Below are 18,648 nucleotides of genomic sequence, written 5' to 3'. Positions count from 1 at the left end.
GGAAAATGAATGATATATAATAAAAAATCATCGGGATGTTTTTTCTATTTCATCCCGATGATTTTATAAAATGATCCCGATGATTTCGTTTTTACGGTTCCATGACGACTTCCACACAATTCCCCTGTAATAACAATTTTTTTGCAAATGTTTGTATTTTGACAGGCGTTATGCCTTGTAATAAATTTTCGTATTGTGTGTCAGCATCGAAGCCTTTATAATAATAGTTGTCCAAAACATTTAACCAATAACTATTCTCTTGCAAGTTTTCAGCATGGCGTTTTTGCATGTTATCCTGAGTCTTTTTGAAATCTTCAGGACGAGGCCCCATATCGGATATACGTTTTAACTCATTATGTATAATTGCATTCATCCGTTCCCGTTTTACCGGATCTGTATCAAAAAAGATTTGCAGAATAGTTTGTCCCTGGGGAAATGGGGAGATACGGGCTGAGGTTTGTACGCCATAACTTCCGCCTTCATCTTCACGTACTTTTTCCATATAGACAAGATCAAGAATTTGTTTTAACATTGTGGCACTGATAATATTTTCCAGTATATAGTCCATTTGCCCGGAGTAAAGGATTGCTACGGTTGCTTTAGGTATTTCCATTTGTCGCCGAAAAATGTTTGTATAGTCTCCTTTATGCAAAGCGGGTACTTCGGCGGGATTCCCGTTTACAACATTTCCTTTGGCTGGAAGAGTTGCCAGATATTGCTCGATATAGGGGCGAATGCTGTCGGTATTGATATTGCCCACAAATGTGAAAACAAAACCAGAGGCATCTTCAAAGCGTTCTTTATACATCTCCATAATACGGGAATAACTGATATGTTCGAAGTCTTCCGGTTGCAAACGCATGGCCCTTGGATTATCGCTATAAACTGCTTTGGTGAGTGAATCGCTAAAAGCTACCATTGGATTCAATTCCAGATTCTTCATTTGTGCTTTCATCCGGTTTTCATAGGAAGCATAAGCCTCTTCGTCCGTACGCGGAGCTGTGATAGTAAGATAGATCAGCTCAAAGAGTGTTTGCAGGTCTGAAGGGGTGGAAGAGCCATTCAGACTTTCATTGTCCAATCCTAATGAGGGAGCACATGATACTTGCTTTCCTGCCAATCTTTTTCCTAATTCAATAGCAGAAAAATCTCCTAGCCCTCCCAATCCGATCACGTCATTGAATATTTTTAAGTTGTCTATATCCTTATTGCCGAATAGTGTACTTCCTCCGGGTTTAGTCGCGGTCATGAGCACTTGGTCTTTTTTGAATTCCGTCGGTTTTAAAACCACTTTAACGCCATTGCTTAACGTGAGAACTGTTGCTCCGAAGCGTTGGTCTGTTTCTGTTTTTGTTATTTTTCCGGCAGCAGGAAGAGTTGGTATTAACGGTTCATTAGAGACCGTTTCTTGAAACGGTTCGACAGGCATATATTGTGCTTTCAGGAAAGTACGTAGCAGATTTTCGTCTGACGGATAAGACAAACCTTCTTTCTCCGGACCGGTCAGGCTGATTACGATATTATTATCGCTGCTCAGCATATCTTGGATGTATTGGTTTACCTGTTCTACGGGAATAACAGGCGCTATTTGGTTAATAAGCGTATATTCTGTTTCAATGCCGGGAATATATCCTCCGTTGGTAAAGTGCCGGACATATTCACGAGTGTAAGCACTGTTTTTTTGTTTGTCACGTTCATTATAGGCTGTCTCGTATTGTTTTAGTATATTAATACGTGCACGGTCATACTCTGAGGCTGTGAATCCATAGCGCTTTACCCGTTCTGTTTCTTTTACTAATGTTATTAGGGTGGAATCAATCTCCCCTTCTTTTGCAATAGCTGTAATAGTCCAAGCGCCTTGCGTTTTGGAAATCATATAGTCTCCGTCATATGCTTCGGCGTAAACGAAAGGAGGATTAGCTTGATGAAGAAGCTCTTCTAGACGTTCATTCATCATATTGGCACAAACGGCTTGAACATAATCTTTCACTAAACCGGTGATTGTTGCGTAAAGATCATCGGGTAATTTTTCATGTTTATAAAAAATACTGAGGATAATATTTGACGCTTCTTTGTCTTTTGCAATAGATATGATAGGGAGATCGTTATCCGGGACAGTAAAATTTTCTCTTTTTGCCGGATTAACGGGTGCGGGGATATCAGAGAAAATGCGTTTAACGGCAGCTTCTACTTGGTCAACATTAATATCGCCTACGATAATAATAGCTTGCAAATCGGGGCGATACCATTTTTTATAATAATCTCTTAATTCTTCCGGCTTAAAGTTGTTGATAACATCAATACTTCCAATGGGCAAACGATTTGCGTAGCGACTATCCGGGTACATCTTGGGAAATTGTTGTTCCCAGATTCGAGCTTGCGCATCTTGTCGCGTACGCCATTCTTCGCGGATTATATTGCGTTCTTTTTCTATTGCTGTATCTGCCAGTGTAATGAAACCGGACCAATCATGCAGGATCAACAAGCATGAATCTATTACACTTGAATTGGTTACGGGGGCATTCATGATCATATAAACAGTTTCGTCGAAACTGGTATAAGCATTAAAGTTTTCCCCACCGCGCATCCCTACGCTTTCTATAAATTCATCCATACCGTGCCCGGGAAAATTCTTTGTTCCGTCGAAGGCCATATGTTCCAGAAAGTGGGCCAGTCCGCGTTGATTATCTTCTTCCAAAATAGATCCTACATTCTGGGCTATATAGAAATCGGCTCTATCTTTTGGTTGTTCGTTGTGTCGGATATAATAAGTTAGTCCATTGTGCAGTTTGCCATACCGTACTTGCGGATCGATGGGCAGCGGTTGTATTTCCTGTGCCAGGATCGAAGATAATGTAGTAAAGCAAAGCAGGATAGCAGTAAATAAAACGTGTTTCCTAAACATATTCTTGGTACTTATCGGTTACTAATCAAAATGTTCAAATATACTATTTCTGCATTAATAACAGTACAAATACTGTAAAAGATTAAGATATGTGCTTTGTAAACAAATATTTATTAGCTTTGTAGGTGTTGTTTCACTCCATATAAATGCTATTATGAAAAAAAGTAAAACAAATGTTTATTATGTGCTGGTGCTCTTGTTCTTATTGGTTAGTTGCGCACAAGAAAGCAAACAATCTGTTCCTGTTGAAAAGAAATTAAGTAAGGAAGTGTTACTCGATAAGATTAAAGGCGGATGGGCCGGACAGACTATCGGTTGTACTTACGGCGGTCCTACCGAATTTAAATATAACGGAGTGTATATTCCCGACTATGTAGATATTCTTTGGCCGGACGGAGCTATAAAAGGCTATTTTGATACTTTCCCCGGATTGTATGATGATGTGTATATGGATTTGACTTTTGTACAAGTGTTCGACCGTTTAGGCTTAGATGCTCCGGTAGATTCTTTTGCTATGGCTTTTGCAAATGCAGACTATATGCTGTGGGCTGCAAATCAAACGGCTCGTTATAATATCTTGCATGGTATAATGCCTCCTGCTTCCGGGCACTGGTTGAATAATCCGCATGCTGATGATATAGATTTCCAGATAGAAGCTGATTTTTCCGGATTAATGTCTCCCGGAATGCCGAATACCGCTGCCGGAATATGTGATAAGATCGGGCACATAATGAATTATGGTAACGGTTGGTACGGTGGTGTTTTTGTAGGTGCTATGTATGCATTGGCTTTTGTTTCCGACGATATTGAATTTGTAGTAAATGAAGCCATAAAGATAATTCCTAAAGAAAGTACTTTTTATCAGTGTATTACTGATGTAATCCGTTGGCATAAACAATATCCTGATGACTGGAAGCAAACCTGGAGCCAATGTAAAATTAAATGGGATAATGACAAAGGCTCGCCTACGGGTGTCTTTAATTATTATAATATTGATGCTATCATAAATAACGCATATATTGTAATAGGTTTGTTGTATGGTGGCGGAGATTATGCCAAGACATTGGAAATATCCACTCGTTGCGGTTTCGACTCGGATTGTAACCCGGCCTCAGCAGGAGGTATTTTAGGTACAATGTTAGGCTATAGTAATATTCCTGAATATTGGAAAAAGAATTTATATGAAGTGGAGGATATTCCATTTGCATATACCGATATTTCTTTGAATAAAGTATATCAGTTAAGTTATAACCAAGCTCTTCAGGTGATAGAAAAGAATGGAGGAAAAATTGAAAATGACGATGTTGTTATTCGTTGCCAGACCCCTCAACCGGTTGCTTTTGAAGAATGCTTTACCAATCATTATCCGATAGAAAAGAGAACAATTAACAAAAGTCTTCGGGAATGGAATGAGTTTGAATTTGACGGAGTAGGTTTTGCCATACCCGGAGGTGTGACCAGCAATGATCCTGCTTATATCGCAATGGTTGAAACTTATGTAGATGGCGAGTTACTGGAAACAATTCCTCTTCCGGCGGACCAGATTCGTCGCCGTGAAGATCTTTTTTATAAATATCAGTTGCCCAAAGGTAAACATAAAGTATCCTTTAAATGGCTAAACCCTCAACCGGAGGCAAATGTTACTGTCTATAATGTGGTAGTATATTCCGATAAACCCAAAGAACCGTTTAAATATCAATGAAATGCAGTATAAATGATATAAACGGTAATTTACTTTACTTCTTATTTAGTTTATAACTTAAAGCCCCGGAAGGACACATTTTAATTTGAGCGATTAGCTCTTCAGTGGTCGCATTCTCTATTTTAATCCAAGGTCTTTCTTTTGGATTATATACCTGAGGTAATGTTTTTACACATATTCCTGAATGTTGACATAAATCCGGTTGCCAGATGATGGTCAACTCGCCGTTTGAATACTCTTTTTTTTCTGCCATGTCCATTTTTTATGATGATTAAACATTAATGCCTCGCATAACGATACGTTTCCAATCCGGATGCTTCTGCAGGTAACCTGCTACAAAAGGACAGAGTGGAACTAAGCGTAATCCTTTACTTTCTATATCTATAAGCGCTTTCTCTATTAATTGGGAACCGATACCTTTTCCTTCAAGAGCTACAGGTACTTCGGTATGGGTTAAATAAATTTCCCCATTCTTTGATTTGATATACTCGATTCTTGGAACGTATTTGTCTATATGAAATTCATACTGGTGACGTTCTTCGTTGTCCGTTAATTTATAGTCTTCAGCCATATTCTTTAATTTTTAATCCCTATGTATAGATAAAACAGTTTGTGTTGAAGCTTTGTTTAACAAAAGTGGCGTGTGTTTTTATTGTAATTACTTTTTCTTTAATACATTTCTAATCTCTTGATTACAATTTATAAGGAATCTGAACGTTACGTATTAAACGTAAATGCTTACCTTTGCGCCCGGTTACCCGGCGAAGGGTGGTTTTGTTATAGTAATTAATCATATCACTTTATACAAAAAAATGGGAAAGTATAAACTAATCAACAACGTTTTGGGATGGATTGTTTTCGCAATCGCTACCACCGTTTATTTGATGACTATCGAACCCACAGCCAGCTTTTGGGATTGTGGCGAGTTCATTTCTTCGGCATTTAAACTGGAAGTGGGACATCCACCCGGAGCGCCTTTCTTTATGCTGGTAGCTAATCTTTTCGGACAGTTTGCTCCCGATCCTTCGAAAGTTGCGATGATGGTGAACAGCATGTCTGCACTTTTTAGCGGGCTGACTATCTTATTCCTGTTTTGGAGTATTACGCACATGGCCCGCAAAATTATGGTAAATGAGAGTGAAGAAATATCAACCGGAAAGCTGATTACTATTTTAGGTAGCGGTCTTGTCGGTGCATTGGCTTATACATTCAGTGATACGTTCTGGTTCAGTGCCGTAGAAGGTGAGGTATATGCTTCGTCTTCTCTTTTTACTGCTTTAGTATTCTGGTTGATACTGAAATGGGAAGATATGGCGGACCAACCCCATGCCGACCGGTGGATTGTACTGATAGCCTACTTAATGGGATTGAGTATCGGTGTCCACCTGTTGAACCTGTTGTGTATTCCGGCTATCGTATTGGTATACTATTATAAGAAGTTTGAGAATCCTACCATGAAGGGAACATTAATTGCCCTTTTGGTTTCATTCGTTATCGTGGCCTTGATGATGTACGGCGTAGTACAAGGATTGGTAGAAGTATGCGGTTACTTTGAACTTCTGTTTGTAAATGTATTCGGCATGCCATATAACTCCGGTGTATTTGCTTACGTGATTGTATTGGCAGGAGTACTGGCCTGGTCTATTTGGGAAACAATGCGTGATGAGATCAATCCGGTGCGTATGAAAGTTTCCTTTATACTGGCCGTCGTATTGATTGGCATTCCATTTATTGGAAGCGGATATCTGTTGGCTGTTATCCTTACGGCTGCTCTTACGGCTTACTTGTTTATGAGTAAGAAAGTAAATATCAAGATGCTGAATACCGTACTGATCTGCTTAATGGTTGTTGTTGTTGGTTATTCGTCTTATGCACTGACGCTAATCCGTGCATCTGCCGATACGCCGATGAACCAGAACGCGCCGAGTGATATTTTTACACTGCGTACTTACCTGGCCCGTGAGCAATATGGCAAAACACCTTTAGTATACGGACAGACTTATGTATCGGAAGTGCAACGGGAGAATAAGGACGGCAATTGCGTTCCTGTTTCCGAAAAAGGCGCGCCAACCTGGAGCCGCGTTATCAAAAAAGATAAGAATGAGAAAGACCGTTATTATGTTTCCCGTTATGAGACGGATTATAAATACGTGGATGAGCTGAATATGCTCTTCCCCCGCATGCATAGCAACGACCAGCGTCATATCCAGGCCTATAAAGAATGGGCACAGGTTAAAGGACAGCCAGTCAAGTATAACCGTTGCGGAGAGATGATCTCGGTAGTGAAGCCTACCTTTGCGGAGAATCTCCGCTTCTTCTTCGCTTATCAGCTTAATTTCATGTACTGGCGTTATTTCATGTGGAATTTCTCCGGTCGGCAGAATGATATTCAGGGAAATGGAGAAGTGTTGAATGGCAACTGGATTACCGGTATTCCGTTTATCGACGAAGCCCTTGTAGGCTCTCAGGAAGATATGCCTTTCAATATAATAAACAATAAGGGACATAACGTGTACTACATGTTGCCGCTTTTACTCGGCATCTTAGGCCTGTTGTATCAGGCTTATGCCGGAAAGAAAGGCATACAGGCATTCTGGGTGACGTTCTTCCTGTTCTTCATGACGGGTATAGCCATTGTGCTTTATCTGAATCAGGCGCCATACCAGCCACGCGAACGAGACTATGCGTATGCCGGCTCGTTCTATGCCTTCTGTATATGGATAGGCTTTGGAGTGGCGGCGCTGGCAAAAGGCCTGGAGAAGTATGGAAAGTTGTCGGCAGTAGCTGCCGGTTCTATCGCTTCGCTTCTCTGTCTGTTTGTTCCTATTCAGATGGGAGCTCAGAACTGGGACGACCACGATCGCTCCGGCCGTTATGTTTGTCGTGATTTCGGATCGAATTATCTGGAGTCGTGCGAACCGAACGCCATCATCTTTACCAATGGTGATAATGATACCTTCCCATTGTGGTACGCCCAGGAAGTAGAAGGCATTCGTACCGACGTTCGTGTATGTAACACCAGCTACCTGCAGACCGACTGGTATATAGACCAAATGAAAAAGCAGGCCTATGAATCGCAGCCGCTGCCTATCTCCTGGGATCGGGCAGATTATGTGCAGGGCACGCGTGATGCCGCATATGTCTTCCCGCTGACGGAACAGGCTGTTGATTTGAAAACAGCATTGGATTTCGTCCGCAGCAATGATCCGAAGTATAAGAAGATACCGCAAATCAATCAGGAATTGGATTATATACCGTCGCAGACGCTTGTTTATAAGGTCGATCCTAATGCCGCCGTGCAGAATGGTGTGGTAGATACGGCCGATGCCCGTTATATTCAAGACATGACGATTGACCTGAAAGGCAAAGACATTCTGGGCAAGCAGGAACTGATGGTACTGGACATGTTGCAGACAAACGACTGGAAGCGTCCGATATACTATGCTGTAACGGTAGCAAGCGATCAATGGGTAAATCTTGATCCGTATTTCCAACAGACCGGACTGGCCAACCAGATCGTTCCGATGCAGGTAAAGGGTACTATCAAGGAGGTTAACGCCGAGAAGATGTACGACAACGTGATGAACAAGTTCAAATGGGGCGGCGTAGATAAGAAAGGCATCTATCTGGACGAAAACGTAATGCGCATGTGCAAAAGCTACCGTATGGTGATATTTGCCAAACTGGCCGCCGCACTGTATAACGAAGGCCAGAAAGACAAAGCCTTGGAGGTGCTGGATAAATGTATGGAGGTGCTTCCGCCCGAAAATGTGCCGTTAGACTATTCCGCTCTATCTATCGGTGAGCTTTACTATGTGCTCGGCCAAAAGGAAAAGGCAGAAGAGGTATATACCGGTATTGCCGATGATGCACTGCGTAATATCAACTGGTTCTTCCGCCTGAAACCGGGACAATTGTCATCTGTAGAGGGTGAGCTTCGTCAGAACCTGGCTATATTGCAGGAAGTGCTTCGCGTAAACAAGCAATACAACCCTGAGTTCGGCAAGAAGTATCAGGAGGAATTTGACAACTACCGTATGGCTTACGGTGCGGCAGAAAGTAAAGAGTAGAACGAGAATTATGTTTATAGAACAACCGCCCTGGTTTTACAGGGTCCTCTTTCCGGGGGTAATCTGGCGAATACCGGCTGAGAAGAAGTGTGTATATCTCACTTTCGACGACGGCCCTATTCCCGAGATTACCCCTTGGGTTTTGGATGTATTGGACAGGTATGGCGTAAAAGCCACCTTCTTTATGGTAGGCGATAACGTACGCAAACATCCGGATCTTTACCAACTGGTGATAGACCGCGGGCATCGGGTGGGCAACCATACTTACAACCATATCCAGGGCATCCAGTACTGGACGAAGAATTATCTGGCAAATGTGAAGAAGGCGGCCGATTATATACAGACAGACCTTTTCCGTCCGCCGCACGGGCATATGCGTTTCCCGCAGATCCTTACACTTCTTCAACATTATAAAATTGTGATGTGGGACGTGGTGACGCGCGACTATAGTCCGCACATGACCCCTAACGGCGTCTTCAACGTGGTAAAGAACTATACCCGCAACGGCTCCGTTATTGTCTTCCACGACTCCCTGAAAGCCGAACGAAACATGCGCGAAGCCATGCCCCGTTCCATTGAATGGCTGCTGCAGCAAGGCTACGAGTTTAAGGTATTTGAATAGCCTCCCTCTGCCGCCGTATTGTTGGGCAAAGCACTGTTTTTCGGTAAGAGCGTTACCGTTAGTACGGTAACACCTTTACCGTGTACGCCGCAAGAGCGTTACTGTTAGTACGGTAAAAATATTGCCGGAATATCATGGTAATGTGTCAATGGTAATTGTCCTGGCGGGCTTGACCCGCCATCTTATCCTAAATCAATCTAACTATGATTAAAAATGTACATCAGTATTGGATATATATGCTAACCAATGAGCACGGAAATGTTCTTTATACTGGAGTTACAAACGATCTTGAACGTCGTGTACGAGAGCATAAAAGCGGGGAAATCCCTGGCTTTACAGCTATGTATAATTGTACAAAGCTTGTTTATTTTGAGAGTTTTAACAGTATAAAGGATGCCATAGGCCGTGAGAAGCAATTGAAAAATTGGAAAAGAAAATGGAAGAATGCTCTTGTTGTAAGTATCAATCCTGATTGGAATGATTTGGCAGCAGATTGGGATATAATATGAATAAAGAACTTAAAGAAAGATAAGGTGGATGTGCAAAAAGTATTGTTTATAGCGTTTATGTCTTGGAGGACTTGACCTGCCTCTTATCCTCTTAGTTGTGCTTTTGTATAGTATGGGTTTGCGGGTCAAGCCCGCAATGACATACTAAGGTGCCTGTGACTACTTTTTACATACCATCAACAGACAATATAAAGATGCGGAAATTATCTACATTGATAAAAGAACTGGCGTATAAACAAGGATTCGATGCCTGCGGAATAGCTCGCGTAGCTTCGGCAGACACCGAGGCCGCCTGCTTTGACCGCTGGCTTGCCGAAGGGTGCCACGGCGGGATGAAGTATATGGAGAATCACCGTGATATACGTTTCAATCCCGAAGGCCTGGTAGAAGGTGCGCGCTCCGTCATCTCCGTCGCATTGAATTATTATCCGGAGAAGAAGCTTCCTGCCAATATTCCCCATATAGCCTATTATGCTTATGGCAAAGATTATCATCAGGTAGTGAAGGAAAAGCTCCGCCGGCTATGGGAAAGCATACTGTCTTCGTTTCAAGAAGACGGAATGACGCCCGAAGAGGCCCCCTCCGCCCGTATCTTTACCGATTCGGCACCCATCCTGGAACGCTATTGGGCCTGGAAGGCCGGCATAGGCTTCATTGGAAAGAACACCAATTTGATTATTCCCCGCAAAGGCTCTTTTTTCTTTCTGGGCGAGATTGTAACTACTTTGGAGGTGGACGAATATGATGAGTCTCAGAAAAACCGTTGCGGCAACTGTACCCGTTGTCTCAAAGCCTGCCCCACAGGAGCGTTGGAGGGTGAGCAACGTTTGAATGCCTCCCGATGCCTGTCGTACCTCACCATCGAGCATAAAGGAGAAATCCCCGCTGAGCAAGCCGGTAAACTGGGCAACCGCCTGTACGGTTGCGATACCTGCCAGCTGGTTTGCCCCTGGAACCGTTTTGCCGTTCCCACGAAAGAAGACGAGTTCCGTCCCTCGGAAGCCCTTCTCTCCCTTAAAAAAGAACAGCTCCGCATGCTTACTAAAGAAGAATATAATCGTATCTTTGCCCATTCGGCGGTGAAAAGAGCCAAGTACGAAGGCTTGCTGCGCACAATACGAAACTTAAAAGAATAAACCCATGAGAAGAACGTCCATACTGATACTGCTTCTGTTTAGTTTTATGATAGCCGTTGCGGCTGCAACGGGCGAGTTGAAGGCGAAACTGGAAGCTCTGCCTGGTATTAGTCATGTAGAACAATTAAAGTCCGATCATTATCCCGAGAAATATGTGGTGCGTATCACACAGCCACTCGATCCGAAACATCCGGAGGCTGGCAGCTTTACACAGCGCGTCATCATAGGACATGTAGGCTTCGATCGTCCTACCGTTCTGGTTACCGAAGGCTATGGAGCTGCGTATGCTATGAACCCCAGATACCGGGAAGAATTGACACAATTGCTGGATGCGAATCTTGTGTTTGTGGAGTATCGCTACTTTTTGGAATCTACGCCGTCACCGTTGAATTGGGACTATCTGACTGCCGAGAATTCTGCTTATGACCTTCATCATGTAAACCAGACTTTCCGCTGGATATATAACACCGGAAAGTGGATAAGTACGGGTATAAGCAAAGGTGGACAGACTACCCTTTTGTATCGTGCCTTCTTTCCGGATGATGTGGATTTCTCAGTCCCTTATGTAGCTCCTCTGAATCGTGCTGTGGAGGACGGGCGTCACGAGCCTTTTTTACGTAAGGTGGGTACTAAAGCGGAACGTACCCGGATTAAGAAGTTCCAGGAGGAAGTCTTGAAGCGCAGGACCGAGATCGTTCCCCTGCTGGAGGCTTTCTGCAAGGAAAGCAGTCTGCGTTTTCATATTTCAATGGATGAAGTGTTGGACTATTGCGTATTAGAATACCCTTTTGCTTTTTGGCAATGGGGCACTCCGGTGGGTACGATACCTGTTCTTTCTTCGGATACGGATACTCTATTCAGGCATCTGGTGGCTGTCTGCTCTCCGGATTATTTTGCCGAAGACCAGCCAAATGCCTCTTTCTTTGTGCAGGCTGCCCGTGAACTGGGGTATTATGGTTATGATACAAAGCCTCTTGAAAAGTATCTCTCCATACAAAGTAGTGAGGGATATCTGAGCCGTATCATGCTTCCGAAGAGTGCGGGAACGGTCGAGTTCCGCCCCGAACTTTACCGGAAGGTGTATAGCTTTTTGAAAGACAATGATCCGAAGATGATCTTTATTTATGGCGAAATTGATCCGTGGAGCGCAACTCGTGTTCCGTCTTTCAAAGGTAAAAAGAATGAGCAGGTCTATATTCAGCCAAGAGGCAGTCATCGTGCACGTATCAGCAATATGCCGGATGACATGAAGGAAAAAATACTGACGCAGATTAACCGATGGTTAGCTGAATAGTATATCTCCACATGCCCGATTCCATGTCTTACTGTTTTAATCGGCACTTATATCTTGTAATACTCCTCCCATCCTTTGCGTGGAGGCGCGCCTGCCAGCATTTGGTTGGCCAGCTTGTTGTTGGTGATTTGCTTCGTAGCCCGGTCGAACAGGAGCTTCTCTCCCAATTGTTGGCTTAATACCCCCAGACAAAATACCTGGCTTAACGGACCTGCAATGGAGAAGGGCGAGCGCGTCTGCTCTTTCCCCTGACAAGCCAGCAGGAAGTTAGCATAATGGTTGGAGGTGCTTTGCGGTACTTCCGGCAACAGGGGCTCTATCTCCTTGGCCTTTTCCTCCGGAATGATGGAAAGGGTGCTGCCGTGCGAACCGCCCTTAAAGGTGAGTGTCTTTGTGTAAATCTCTTTTCCGGGGTTCAGTTTGGCGGGTTGTATCTTGCCTCCGGCTACTGTCGGGATGTTGGGATCGAGTTCGGAAATCCCGTAATCGTCGGGCACTGCCGGGATATTATCCAGACCGTCGTACCAGGTTATATCAACCGGTGGCATAGCTCCACGCTCCGGAAACTTGAAGACGATGGTAGACGACATCGGGAAGAAGAACTTGTTATGCCCTTTCAGGTAAGTGGGATTGATCTCGACGGGCAAGCCCAGGTTGAGGAATTGGTGGGCGGTGTCTAATATATGTGCCCCCCAGTCGCCAAGCGCTCCCATACCGAAGTCGTACCAGCAACGCCATTGTCCCAGATGGAAGTCGTGATTATAATCGTGATGCTTCACAACGCCCAGCCAGGTATCCCAATCCAGCGTATCGGGTATAGGCTCGGCAGCGGGGAATCTTCTGATTCCGGGGTCCCACCCGTGCCATCGGCGTGAATTGTTCATGTGGGCTGTAATGGCTGTAACGTCTTTAATGATTCCGGCTTCCTGCCAGGCTTTGAACTGGAAGTAGTTTGCTTCGGAGTGTCCCTGATTGCCCATTTGGGTGACGACGCCGAATTTCTTTTCAGCCTTCATCATCAGTTCCACTTCATTAAAAGTACGTGCCATCGGCTTCTCTACGTAAACGTGCTTTCCGTGCGACATGACTTCTATCGTGATAGGGAAGTGCGAATGGTCCGGCACGCCTACCGTAACGGCGTCTATCCTGTCCGCCATCTTGTCGAACATCTTACGGAAGTCCTGGAAGCGGGGTACGTCGGGAAACATGGAGATGACCTCCTGCGTATGCGGAGCGCCCATATCTACGTCGCACAGGGCAACTACATTGCACAGTCCCGTGTTGTATAATTCCTTGGCGATCTCTCCTCCGCGGTTGCCAATACCGATGAAGGCTATGTTGACGCGGTCGTTCGGACTGACGAACGGGGATGCCGGAGTGGCGTGTCCTTTTACTGGTATCCAGAATGAAGGGATGGCGGCGGTGGCCGAAAGGGCAAGGGCTTGTTTCAGGAACAGGCGGCGTGAAGTGTCTTTTGATTTCATGGTCTATTATGTATTAAATATATTATTTCTACTGATTGATTTTGCTTCTTATTGCCTGGGGACAAATTCGAGTACACAAACTCCACGTGAAGGCATAACAAAATGGATGTCTGTCCGGTTTTTGCCATACGATTGTAAGAGAGTACGTGCATTGTCTGTTATTACATAAACATCTCCTTCTTGTGGCAGATTATATTCGGATGTATCCAGTGTAAAGTCTACAGGTATTTGTCTGTCGCTTATGCTGGCGATAGCGATCCCTATACATCCGTCCGAAGATTTCCAGGTTCCGGTATATAGTGAAGGTACTGTTTTCTTAAAGCGGGAAACATTGCCTCCTGTACGCCCTACATAAATAGAGAGTTTCGATATGTCGATTTCCTGCTGGGGAGAATTTATTTGAGGGGTGCGGCAGTATTCTCCGTAAAGCAGATACTTAAGTGCATTATAGCGGGTTTTAGCCAATTTTATCAGAAAGTCTATTTCTTCTTTCCGGTCTTTGGCTAAAAAAGCGTGATAGTTTGCTATAGTAGGCTGCATGCCCCATACAAAAGATCGGGATTGCTCCATTAAAAACTGGGCGTTGAAATCTTCGGGCAAAGCTTTCTCTTTATTAGCCGGACTATACTGCTCCGGCCATAACTCATCATAAGGAGGATATACAAGAGAAGAATAGCTTCCGTAAGTCATGGCGTAATCGTGATAAACCGCCTGATAAAGAGGAATGGATTCAATATTACTGATACCTGCGTAACGTTCACGGCTTGTTTCCAGTGTCAGAAAGAGGTCAAGGTAGGCTATCCAGTCTTCACCCGAACCTTCTCCCGCAAGAATAGGTTGGTTTTTACCGGATATTTTACTTCTGATGAGTGATGTTAATTTCCCGAATCCGTTTACCCAGTAATTACCTCCGCCCAGATCATGCCCGTGGCTCTTGTCATAGCATTGGAAATTCATGCAAGCCTGGTCCATGTATACGCCATTGGTCTGATAAACATTTACTACGCTGTCGCATAATGAGGCGTATTTGTTTTGCCAAAACTCGGTGGCCATGCACATCGGAGTGATTGCTTTGTTGGTAAATATATTATAAGCATGCTCGTATGTTTTTCCGTCGATGGTTTTAGCACAGTAAGGTTCTGCATTTTCCGCTTTCCAGCTATCTGTAGAAGTTCCCCACTGGAAAGAGTTCATATATACGATACACCTTACGTTTTTCTGTTGGGCGGCTGTTACTGCTTTGATGAAAGATTCGCCTCCTTCACGCGGGGGAAGGTATTCGGGGAAATAATCATCGTAAGAACAATTATGCCACCAATGCCAGAATACGTTGACGGGCAAACCCAGTCTTTCCTGAAAATCTATTGCTTCGGATAGTACATTCGGTGATTTACCCCTGTTCCACACCCATAAAGCGGTTTTGGGAAGCCATTCTGCTGTCCGGTTGTTCTTAAACCGGCTTTCGCGGCACCATTTCTGCTGGATGCCCCATTCACGATATATTTTTGCAGCAGTAATCCAATCTCCCTGGAAAGAACCGAGTATAGCCTGGTAAGCCGGTTGATAGGTGTCGATGCGGTTATTAAAAGGAGGAATGTTTGTTATACTGTATTCCAAGCTGTTTTTGGAGTCGAAGGTCATTGAAAAATTCTTTGTATAGGCCAGCGTGTCATTACATGAAAAATAGATTCCGTTCGATTCTTTATTATACAACGCCAATAGCTGCATGGAAAGATGCCCGGGATGATTCCACGTAAATGTTTTAGGAGTTTCAGCGTTCGTCATGCCTGCTCTCGGATTGTTAATAAGGCTTCCCAGCCAGGTTGATACGGCCAGTTCTTCATTTCCTAAGTCTTTAATGCCGGCAATGACAGGGAATTTCACGTGTTGGATATTTTGTTCTTTCATCCCTTCTACCTTGATGTTCCAGTAAGATAGAGCTTTCTCTTTATCGAGCGATACGGATGCCAGTACCTTTATACCATCTGTCTCATCCGCTTGTTCCCATTTTATATTCAGGGTAAACGGATCGGGCTTTTTAAAACTGACTTTTGTAGGTAACTTGCCTAATGGAGATGATCCGGCGGCAACGTTCAACGACCATGGCAAACCTTCTACGGCTGACGAATCAATATAATTGTAGGAGGTTTCAATGTCTGAGAATGAGATTAGTTTTCCGGTGGAGCGCTCAAAGCCTAATTCTATTTTTCCGTTATCTATTGAAATTACGGGCTCTGACAGTCCTGTACTCGTACAACTTAGTCCTGAAATAAGGAACATACTAATGGAAAAAGATAAAACTGATATTTTAACAAGTGCTTTCATGTTGAAAAAATGGCATGCTTAATTGAGATGTCGTAAATGTAATAAAAAATACAAGTCTATATTCCGATTTTAAAAGTAAATTAAGTGTTTATCAGAAAGAAGCATTCTAAAAGTATCGTATTTTGATGAAAAATCATTTACTTTGCAACCTTAAATAATATGCCAATGTGCCAAAGTGCTAATATGCCAATGAGAATTGGCTGGTTGCATGGGATGGTTTTGATTGGCATATTGGCATATTGATGAATTGGCAAATTATTACACTATGGCACAAGAAGATGTTTTTAAGAAATTAGTTTCACATTGCAAAGAGTACGGTTTTGTATTTCCTTCCTCTGAAATATACGACGGTTTAGGAGCTGTATATGACTATGGACAGTATGGCGTAGAGCTGAAAAATAATATAAAGAAATACTGGTGGGACAGTATGACCTTGTTGCACGAGAATGTAGTGGGCATTGATTCCGCTATTTTTATGCACCCTACTATCTGGAAGGCTTCCGGCCACGTAGACGCGTTCAATGACCCGTTGATAGACAACAAAGACTCTAAAAAACGCTATCGTGCCGATGTATTGGTGGAAGACCATCTGGCAAAGATAGAAGAAAAGATAAATAAAGAGGTAGCCAAGGCTGCCAAGAAGTTTGGCGATGCTTTTGATGAAGCCCAGTTCCGTGCTACCAATGGCCGCGTATTAGAACATCAGGCTAAGTGGAATGAGATACACGAACGCTATGTGAAAGATATGAACGATTCCAACTTCGAGGACCTGCGCCAGTTGATTTTGGATTGTGAAATCGTTTGCCCTATCTCCGGAACACGTAACTGGACGGAAGTACGTCAGTTCAACCTGATGTTCTCTACCGACATGGGATCTACCGCCGACGGTGCTATGAAAGTGTATCTTCGTCCGGAAACAGCTCAGGGTATCTTCGTGAACTTCCTGAATGTACAGAAAACAGGCCGTATGAAAGTGCCTTTTGGTATTGCACAGATCGGTAAGGCCTTCCGTAATGAAATAGTAGCCCGTCAGTTCATTTTCCGTATGCGCGAGTTCGAACAGATGGAAATGCAGTTCTTTGTTCGTCCGGGAGAAGAGATGGAATGGTTTAAGAAATGGAAAGCAACCCGTTTGAAATGGCATCAGGCAATGGGGCTGGGTAACGAGAAGTACCGTTACCACGATCATGAAAAGCTGGCACACTATGCTAACGCGGCTACCGATATTGAATTTGAAATGCCGTTTGGCTTTAAGGAAGTGGAAGGCATCCATAGCCGTACCGACTTCGACCTGAGCCAGCACGAGAAGTTCTCCGGTAAAAAGATCCAATATTTCGACCCGGAATTGAATCAGAGCTATACGCCGTATGTAATCGAAACATCTATCGGTGTAGACCGCGTGTTCCTGAGCGTTATGGCCGGTTCATATTGCGAGGAGACATTGGAAAACGGAGAAACTCGCGTTGTGTTGAAGTTGCCTGTAGCATTAGCTCCTATCAAATTGGCCGTATTGCCGTTGGTGAAGAAAGACGGCCTGCCTGAAAAGGCCGAAGAGATCGTGAACATGCTGCGTTTCGATTTCCGTTGCCAGTATGACGAAAAAGACTCGATCGGTAAGCGTTACCGTCGTCAGGATGCGATAGGTACTCCGTATTGTATTACTGTAGACCATGATACTTTGAAAGATAATTGCGTAACAATCCGTTTCCGTGATACAATGGAACAGGAACGTGTAAGTATTGACAAGCTACACGACATTATCTCTGAGAAGGTTAATATGAAGAATTTGTTGAAAAAGATAATAGAATAAATAAGAAAGAATGAAGAAATACCTGCAAATAGCCCTGATGTTGTTTTGCACACTGGTGGTTTCCTCCTGTGGCAATGATGATGAACCGTTAGAAATAGATGAAGCATGGAAAGTAAGGAATGAAGAGGCTTTTCAGGCAAAAATGTTCGACCCGGAGTTTCAACAGCTGAGATCGGAAAGTAATGAAGGCTCTATCCTTTATAAAGTCTTGAAGAAAGGCGAAGGAACAGAGCAGATCTACTATACAAGTACAGTTAAAGTATATTACAGAGGAACTTTTATTGACGGTACTATTTTTGATTCTCATACCTTTGAAGAAGGAGCTCCCTCTGAGTTTACTGTTTCGGGAGTGGTAGATGGATGGACTACGGCATTGCAACATATGCACGTAGGCGATAAATGGGAAGTTTGGATTCCTCAGGAGTTGGGTTACGGATCTGCTGGAAAGAGAGCCCAAACAACCGGCCAGGCTACGATTCTCCCTTATACGACTTTGATTTTTGAAATGGAAGTTGCAGAGATAGTAAAACAATAGATTGATCTATAGTAGTTTATAGAAAGGAGGTTGCTTCATTCTGATTTTGAAGCAACCTCCTTTTTTATGCTGATATACAACGCTTTAAAAGGATATATCTTTTGAATGTAAAAGTCCCGTCTTAACACTTCAAAGGTCTGCTCTTTTGAAATGTTAAGACATGTCTTTTGATTGCAAAAGTCAGCTCTTTTTAATGGGGTGATTTACAGTGTTCTATAAGAGGAGTAAAAGGGGTGTTTCTGAAAGAAGGAATGTA

Annotated in this window: 13 protein-coding genes; 8 read left to right on the top strand and 5 right to left on the bottom strand. The window is 43.5% G+C overall.

Translation table 11 applies throughout. The features are described 5' to 3' along the window. Positions 1–91: 91 nt before the first annotated feature. Complete coding sequence (locus C1721_RS05445; RefSeq protein WP_102407458.1) at positions 92–2,905, bottom strand: M16 family metallopeptidase; 2,814 nt, start codon at positions 2,903–2,905, stop codon at positions 92–94. A gap of 154 nt (positions 2,906–3,059) precedes the next feature. Here C1721_RS05445 and C1721_RS05440 point away from each other — a divergent pair, with 154 nt between their 5' ends. Continuing rightward, positions 3,060–4,607: an ADP-ribosylglycohydrolase family protein gene (locus C1721_RS05440; RefSeq protein WP_102407457.1), complete on the top strand. Its 1,548-nt coding sequence runs from the start codon at positions 3,060–3,062 to the stop codon at positions 4,605–4,607. A gap of 34 nt (positions 4,608–4,641) precedes the next feature. Here C1721_RS05440 and C1721_RS05435 read toward each other — a convergent pair whose 3' ends face one another. Further along, the gene (locus C1721_RS05435; protein WP_102409254.1) at positions 4,642–4,860 is read right to left on the bottom strand and encodes a (4Fe-4S)-binding protein; all 219 of its coding nucleotides are present in this window, start codon (positions 4,858–4,860) and stop codon (positions 4,642–4,644) included. A gap of 18 nt (positions 4,861–4,878) precedes the next feature. After that, positions 4,879–5,178 carry a GNAT family N-acetyltransferase gene (locus C1721_RS05430; protein WP_102407456.1) on the bottom strand — a complete coding sequence of 100 codons (300 nt, stop codon included), beginning with the start codon at positions 5,176–5,178 and terminating at the stop codon, positions 4,879–4,881. Positions 5,179–5,419: 241 nt separating this feature from the next. Between C1721_RS05430 and C1721_RS05425 the strand changes: the two genes are divergently transcribed. The 5 genes from C1721_RS05425 (at position 5,420) to C1721_RS05405 (ending at position 12,238) form a co-directional block, all read left to right on the top strand. Beyond that, entirely contained in the window at positions 5,420–8,677 is a 3,258-nt protein-coding gene (locus tag C1721_RS05425; protein WP_102409253.1) for a protein O-mannosyl-transferase family, read from the top strand. A gap of 10 nt (positions 8,678–8,687) precedes the next feature. Continuing rightward, a complete protein-coding gene (locus tag C1721_RS05420) occupies positions 8,688–9,299 on the top strand; it encodes a polysaccharide deacetylase family protein (RefSeq protein WP_102407455.1) in 612 nt (203 codons plus the stop codon). Between the two features lie 203 nt (positions 9,300–9,502). Then, entirely contained in the window at positions 9,503–9,808 is a 306-nt protein-coding gene (locus C1721_RS05415) for a GIY-YIG nuclease family protein (protein ID WP_102407454.1), read from the top strand. A 194-nt stretch (positions 9,809–10,002) separates the two neighbouring features. After that, positions 10,003–10,944 carry a tRNA epoxyqueuosine(34) reductase QueG gene (gene queG / locus C1721_RS05410; RefSeq protein WP_102407453.1) on the top strand — a complete coding sequence of 314 codons (942 nt, stop codon included), beginning with the start codon at positions 10,003–10,005 and terminating at the stop codon, positions 10,942–10,944. Between the two features lie 4 nt (positions 10,945–10,948). After that, positions 10,949–12,238 (top strand): S28 family serine protease, encoded by a 1,290-nt coding sequence (locus C1721_RS05405; RefSeq protein ID WP_102407452.1) that lies wholly within the window; start codon positions 10,949–10,951, stop codon positions 12,236–12,238. Between the two features lie 47 nt (positions 12,239–12,285). Here the strand turns inward: C1721_RS05405 and C1721_RS05400 are convergent, their stop codons facing one another. Continuing rightward, entirely contained in the window at positions 12,286–13,722 is a 1,437-nt protein-coding gene (locus tag C1721_RS05400; RefSeq protein WP_102407451.1) for a Gfo/Idh/MocA family protein, read from the bottom strand. Positions 13,723–13,770: 48 nt separating this feature from the next. Continuing rightward, entirely contained in the window at positions 13,771–16,047 is a 2,277-nt protein-coding gene (locus tag C1721_RS05395) for a DUF6259 domain-containing protein (RefSeq protein ID WP_102407450.1), read from the bottom strand. A 265-nt stretch (positions 16,048–16,312) separates the two neighbouring features. On the opposite strand from C1721_RS05395, the gene C1721_RS05390 reads away from it, so the two are divergent. Continuing rightward, a complete protein-coding gene (locus C1721_RS05390; RefSeq protein WP_102409252.1) occupies positions 16,313–17,857 on the top strand; it encodes a glycine--tRNA ligase in 1,545 nt (514 codons plus the stop codon). A gap of 10 nt (positions 17,858–17,867) precedes the next feature. Continuing rightward, positions 17,868–18,392 carry a BamJ family beta-barrel-assembly machinery protein gene (locus C1721_RS05385; RefSeq protein WP_102407449.1) on the top strand — a complete coding sequence of 175 codons (525 nt, stop codon included), beginning with the start codon at positions 17,868–17,870 and terminating at the stop codon, positions 18,390–18,392. Positions 18,393–18,648: the final 256 nt, after the last annotated feature.

This window comes from Parabacteroides bouchesdurhonensis, from assembly GCF_900186615.1.
GTDB lineage: Bacteria > Bacteroidota > Bacteroidia > Bacteroidales > Tannerellaceae > Parabacteroides > Parabacteroides bouchesdurhonensis.
Note: the sequence above shows the minus strand (reverse complement) of the source record. Positions and strands in the feature narration are given on the sequence as shown.

Bases quoted from the DNA above. Each gene is read 5' to 3' on its own strand.
- C1721_RS05445 (WP_102407458.1), bottom strand. From the start codon at position 2,905: ATGTTTAGGAAACACGTTTTATTTACTGCTATCCTGCTTTGCTTTACT.
- C1721_RS05440 (WP_102407457.1), top strand. From the start codon at position 3,060: ATGAAAAAAAGTAAAACAAATGTTTATTATGTGCTGGTGCTCTTGTTC.
- C1721_RS05435 (WP_102409254.1), bottom strand. From the start codon at position 4,860: ATGGCAGAAAAAAAAGAGTATTCAAACGGCGAGTTGACCATCATCTGG.
- C1721_RS05430 (WP_102407456.1), bottom strand. From the start codon at position 5,178: ATGGCTGAAGACTATAAATTAACGGACAACGAAGAACGTCACCAGTAT.
- C1721_RS05425 (WP_102409253.1), top strand. From the start codon at position 5,420: ATGGGAAAGTATAAACTAATCAACAACGTTTTGGGATGGATTGTTTTC.
- C1721_RS05420 (WP_102407455.1), top strand. From the start codon at position 8,688: ATGTTTATAGAACAACCGCCCTGGTTTTACAGGGTCCTCTTTCCGGGG.
- C1721_RS05415 (WP_102407454.1), top strand. From the start codon at position 9,503: ATGATTAAAAATGTACATCAGTATTGGATATATATGCTAACCAATGAG.
- queG (WP_102407453.1), top strand. From the start codon at position 10,003: ATGCGGAAATTATCTACATTGATAAAAGAACTGGCGTATAAACAAGGA.
- C1721_RS05405 (WP_102407452.1), top strand. From the start codon at position 10,949: ATGAGAAGAACGTCCATACTGATACTGCTTCTGTTTAGTTTTATGATA.
- C1721_RS05400 (WP_102407451.1), bottom strand. From the start codon at position 13,722: ATGAAATCAAAAGACACTTCACGCCGCCTGTTCCTGAAACAAGCCCTT.
- C1721_RS05395 (WP_102407450.1), bottom strand. From the start codon at position 16,047: ATGAAAGCACTTGTTAAAATATCAGTTTTATCTTTTTCCATTAGTATG.
- C1721_RS05390 (WP_102409252.1), top strand. From the start codon at position 16,313: ATGGCACAAGAAGATGTTTTTAAGAAATTAGTTTCACATTGCAAAGAG.
- C1721_RS05385 (WP_102407449.1), top strand. From the start codon at position 17,868: ATGAAGAAATACCTGCAAATAGCCCTGATGTTGTTTTGCACACTGGTG.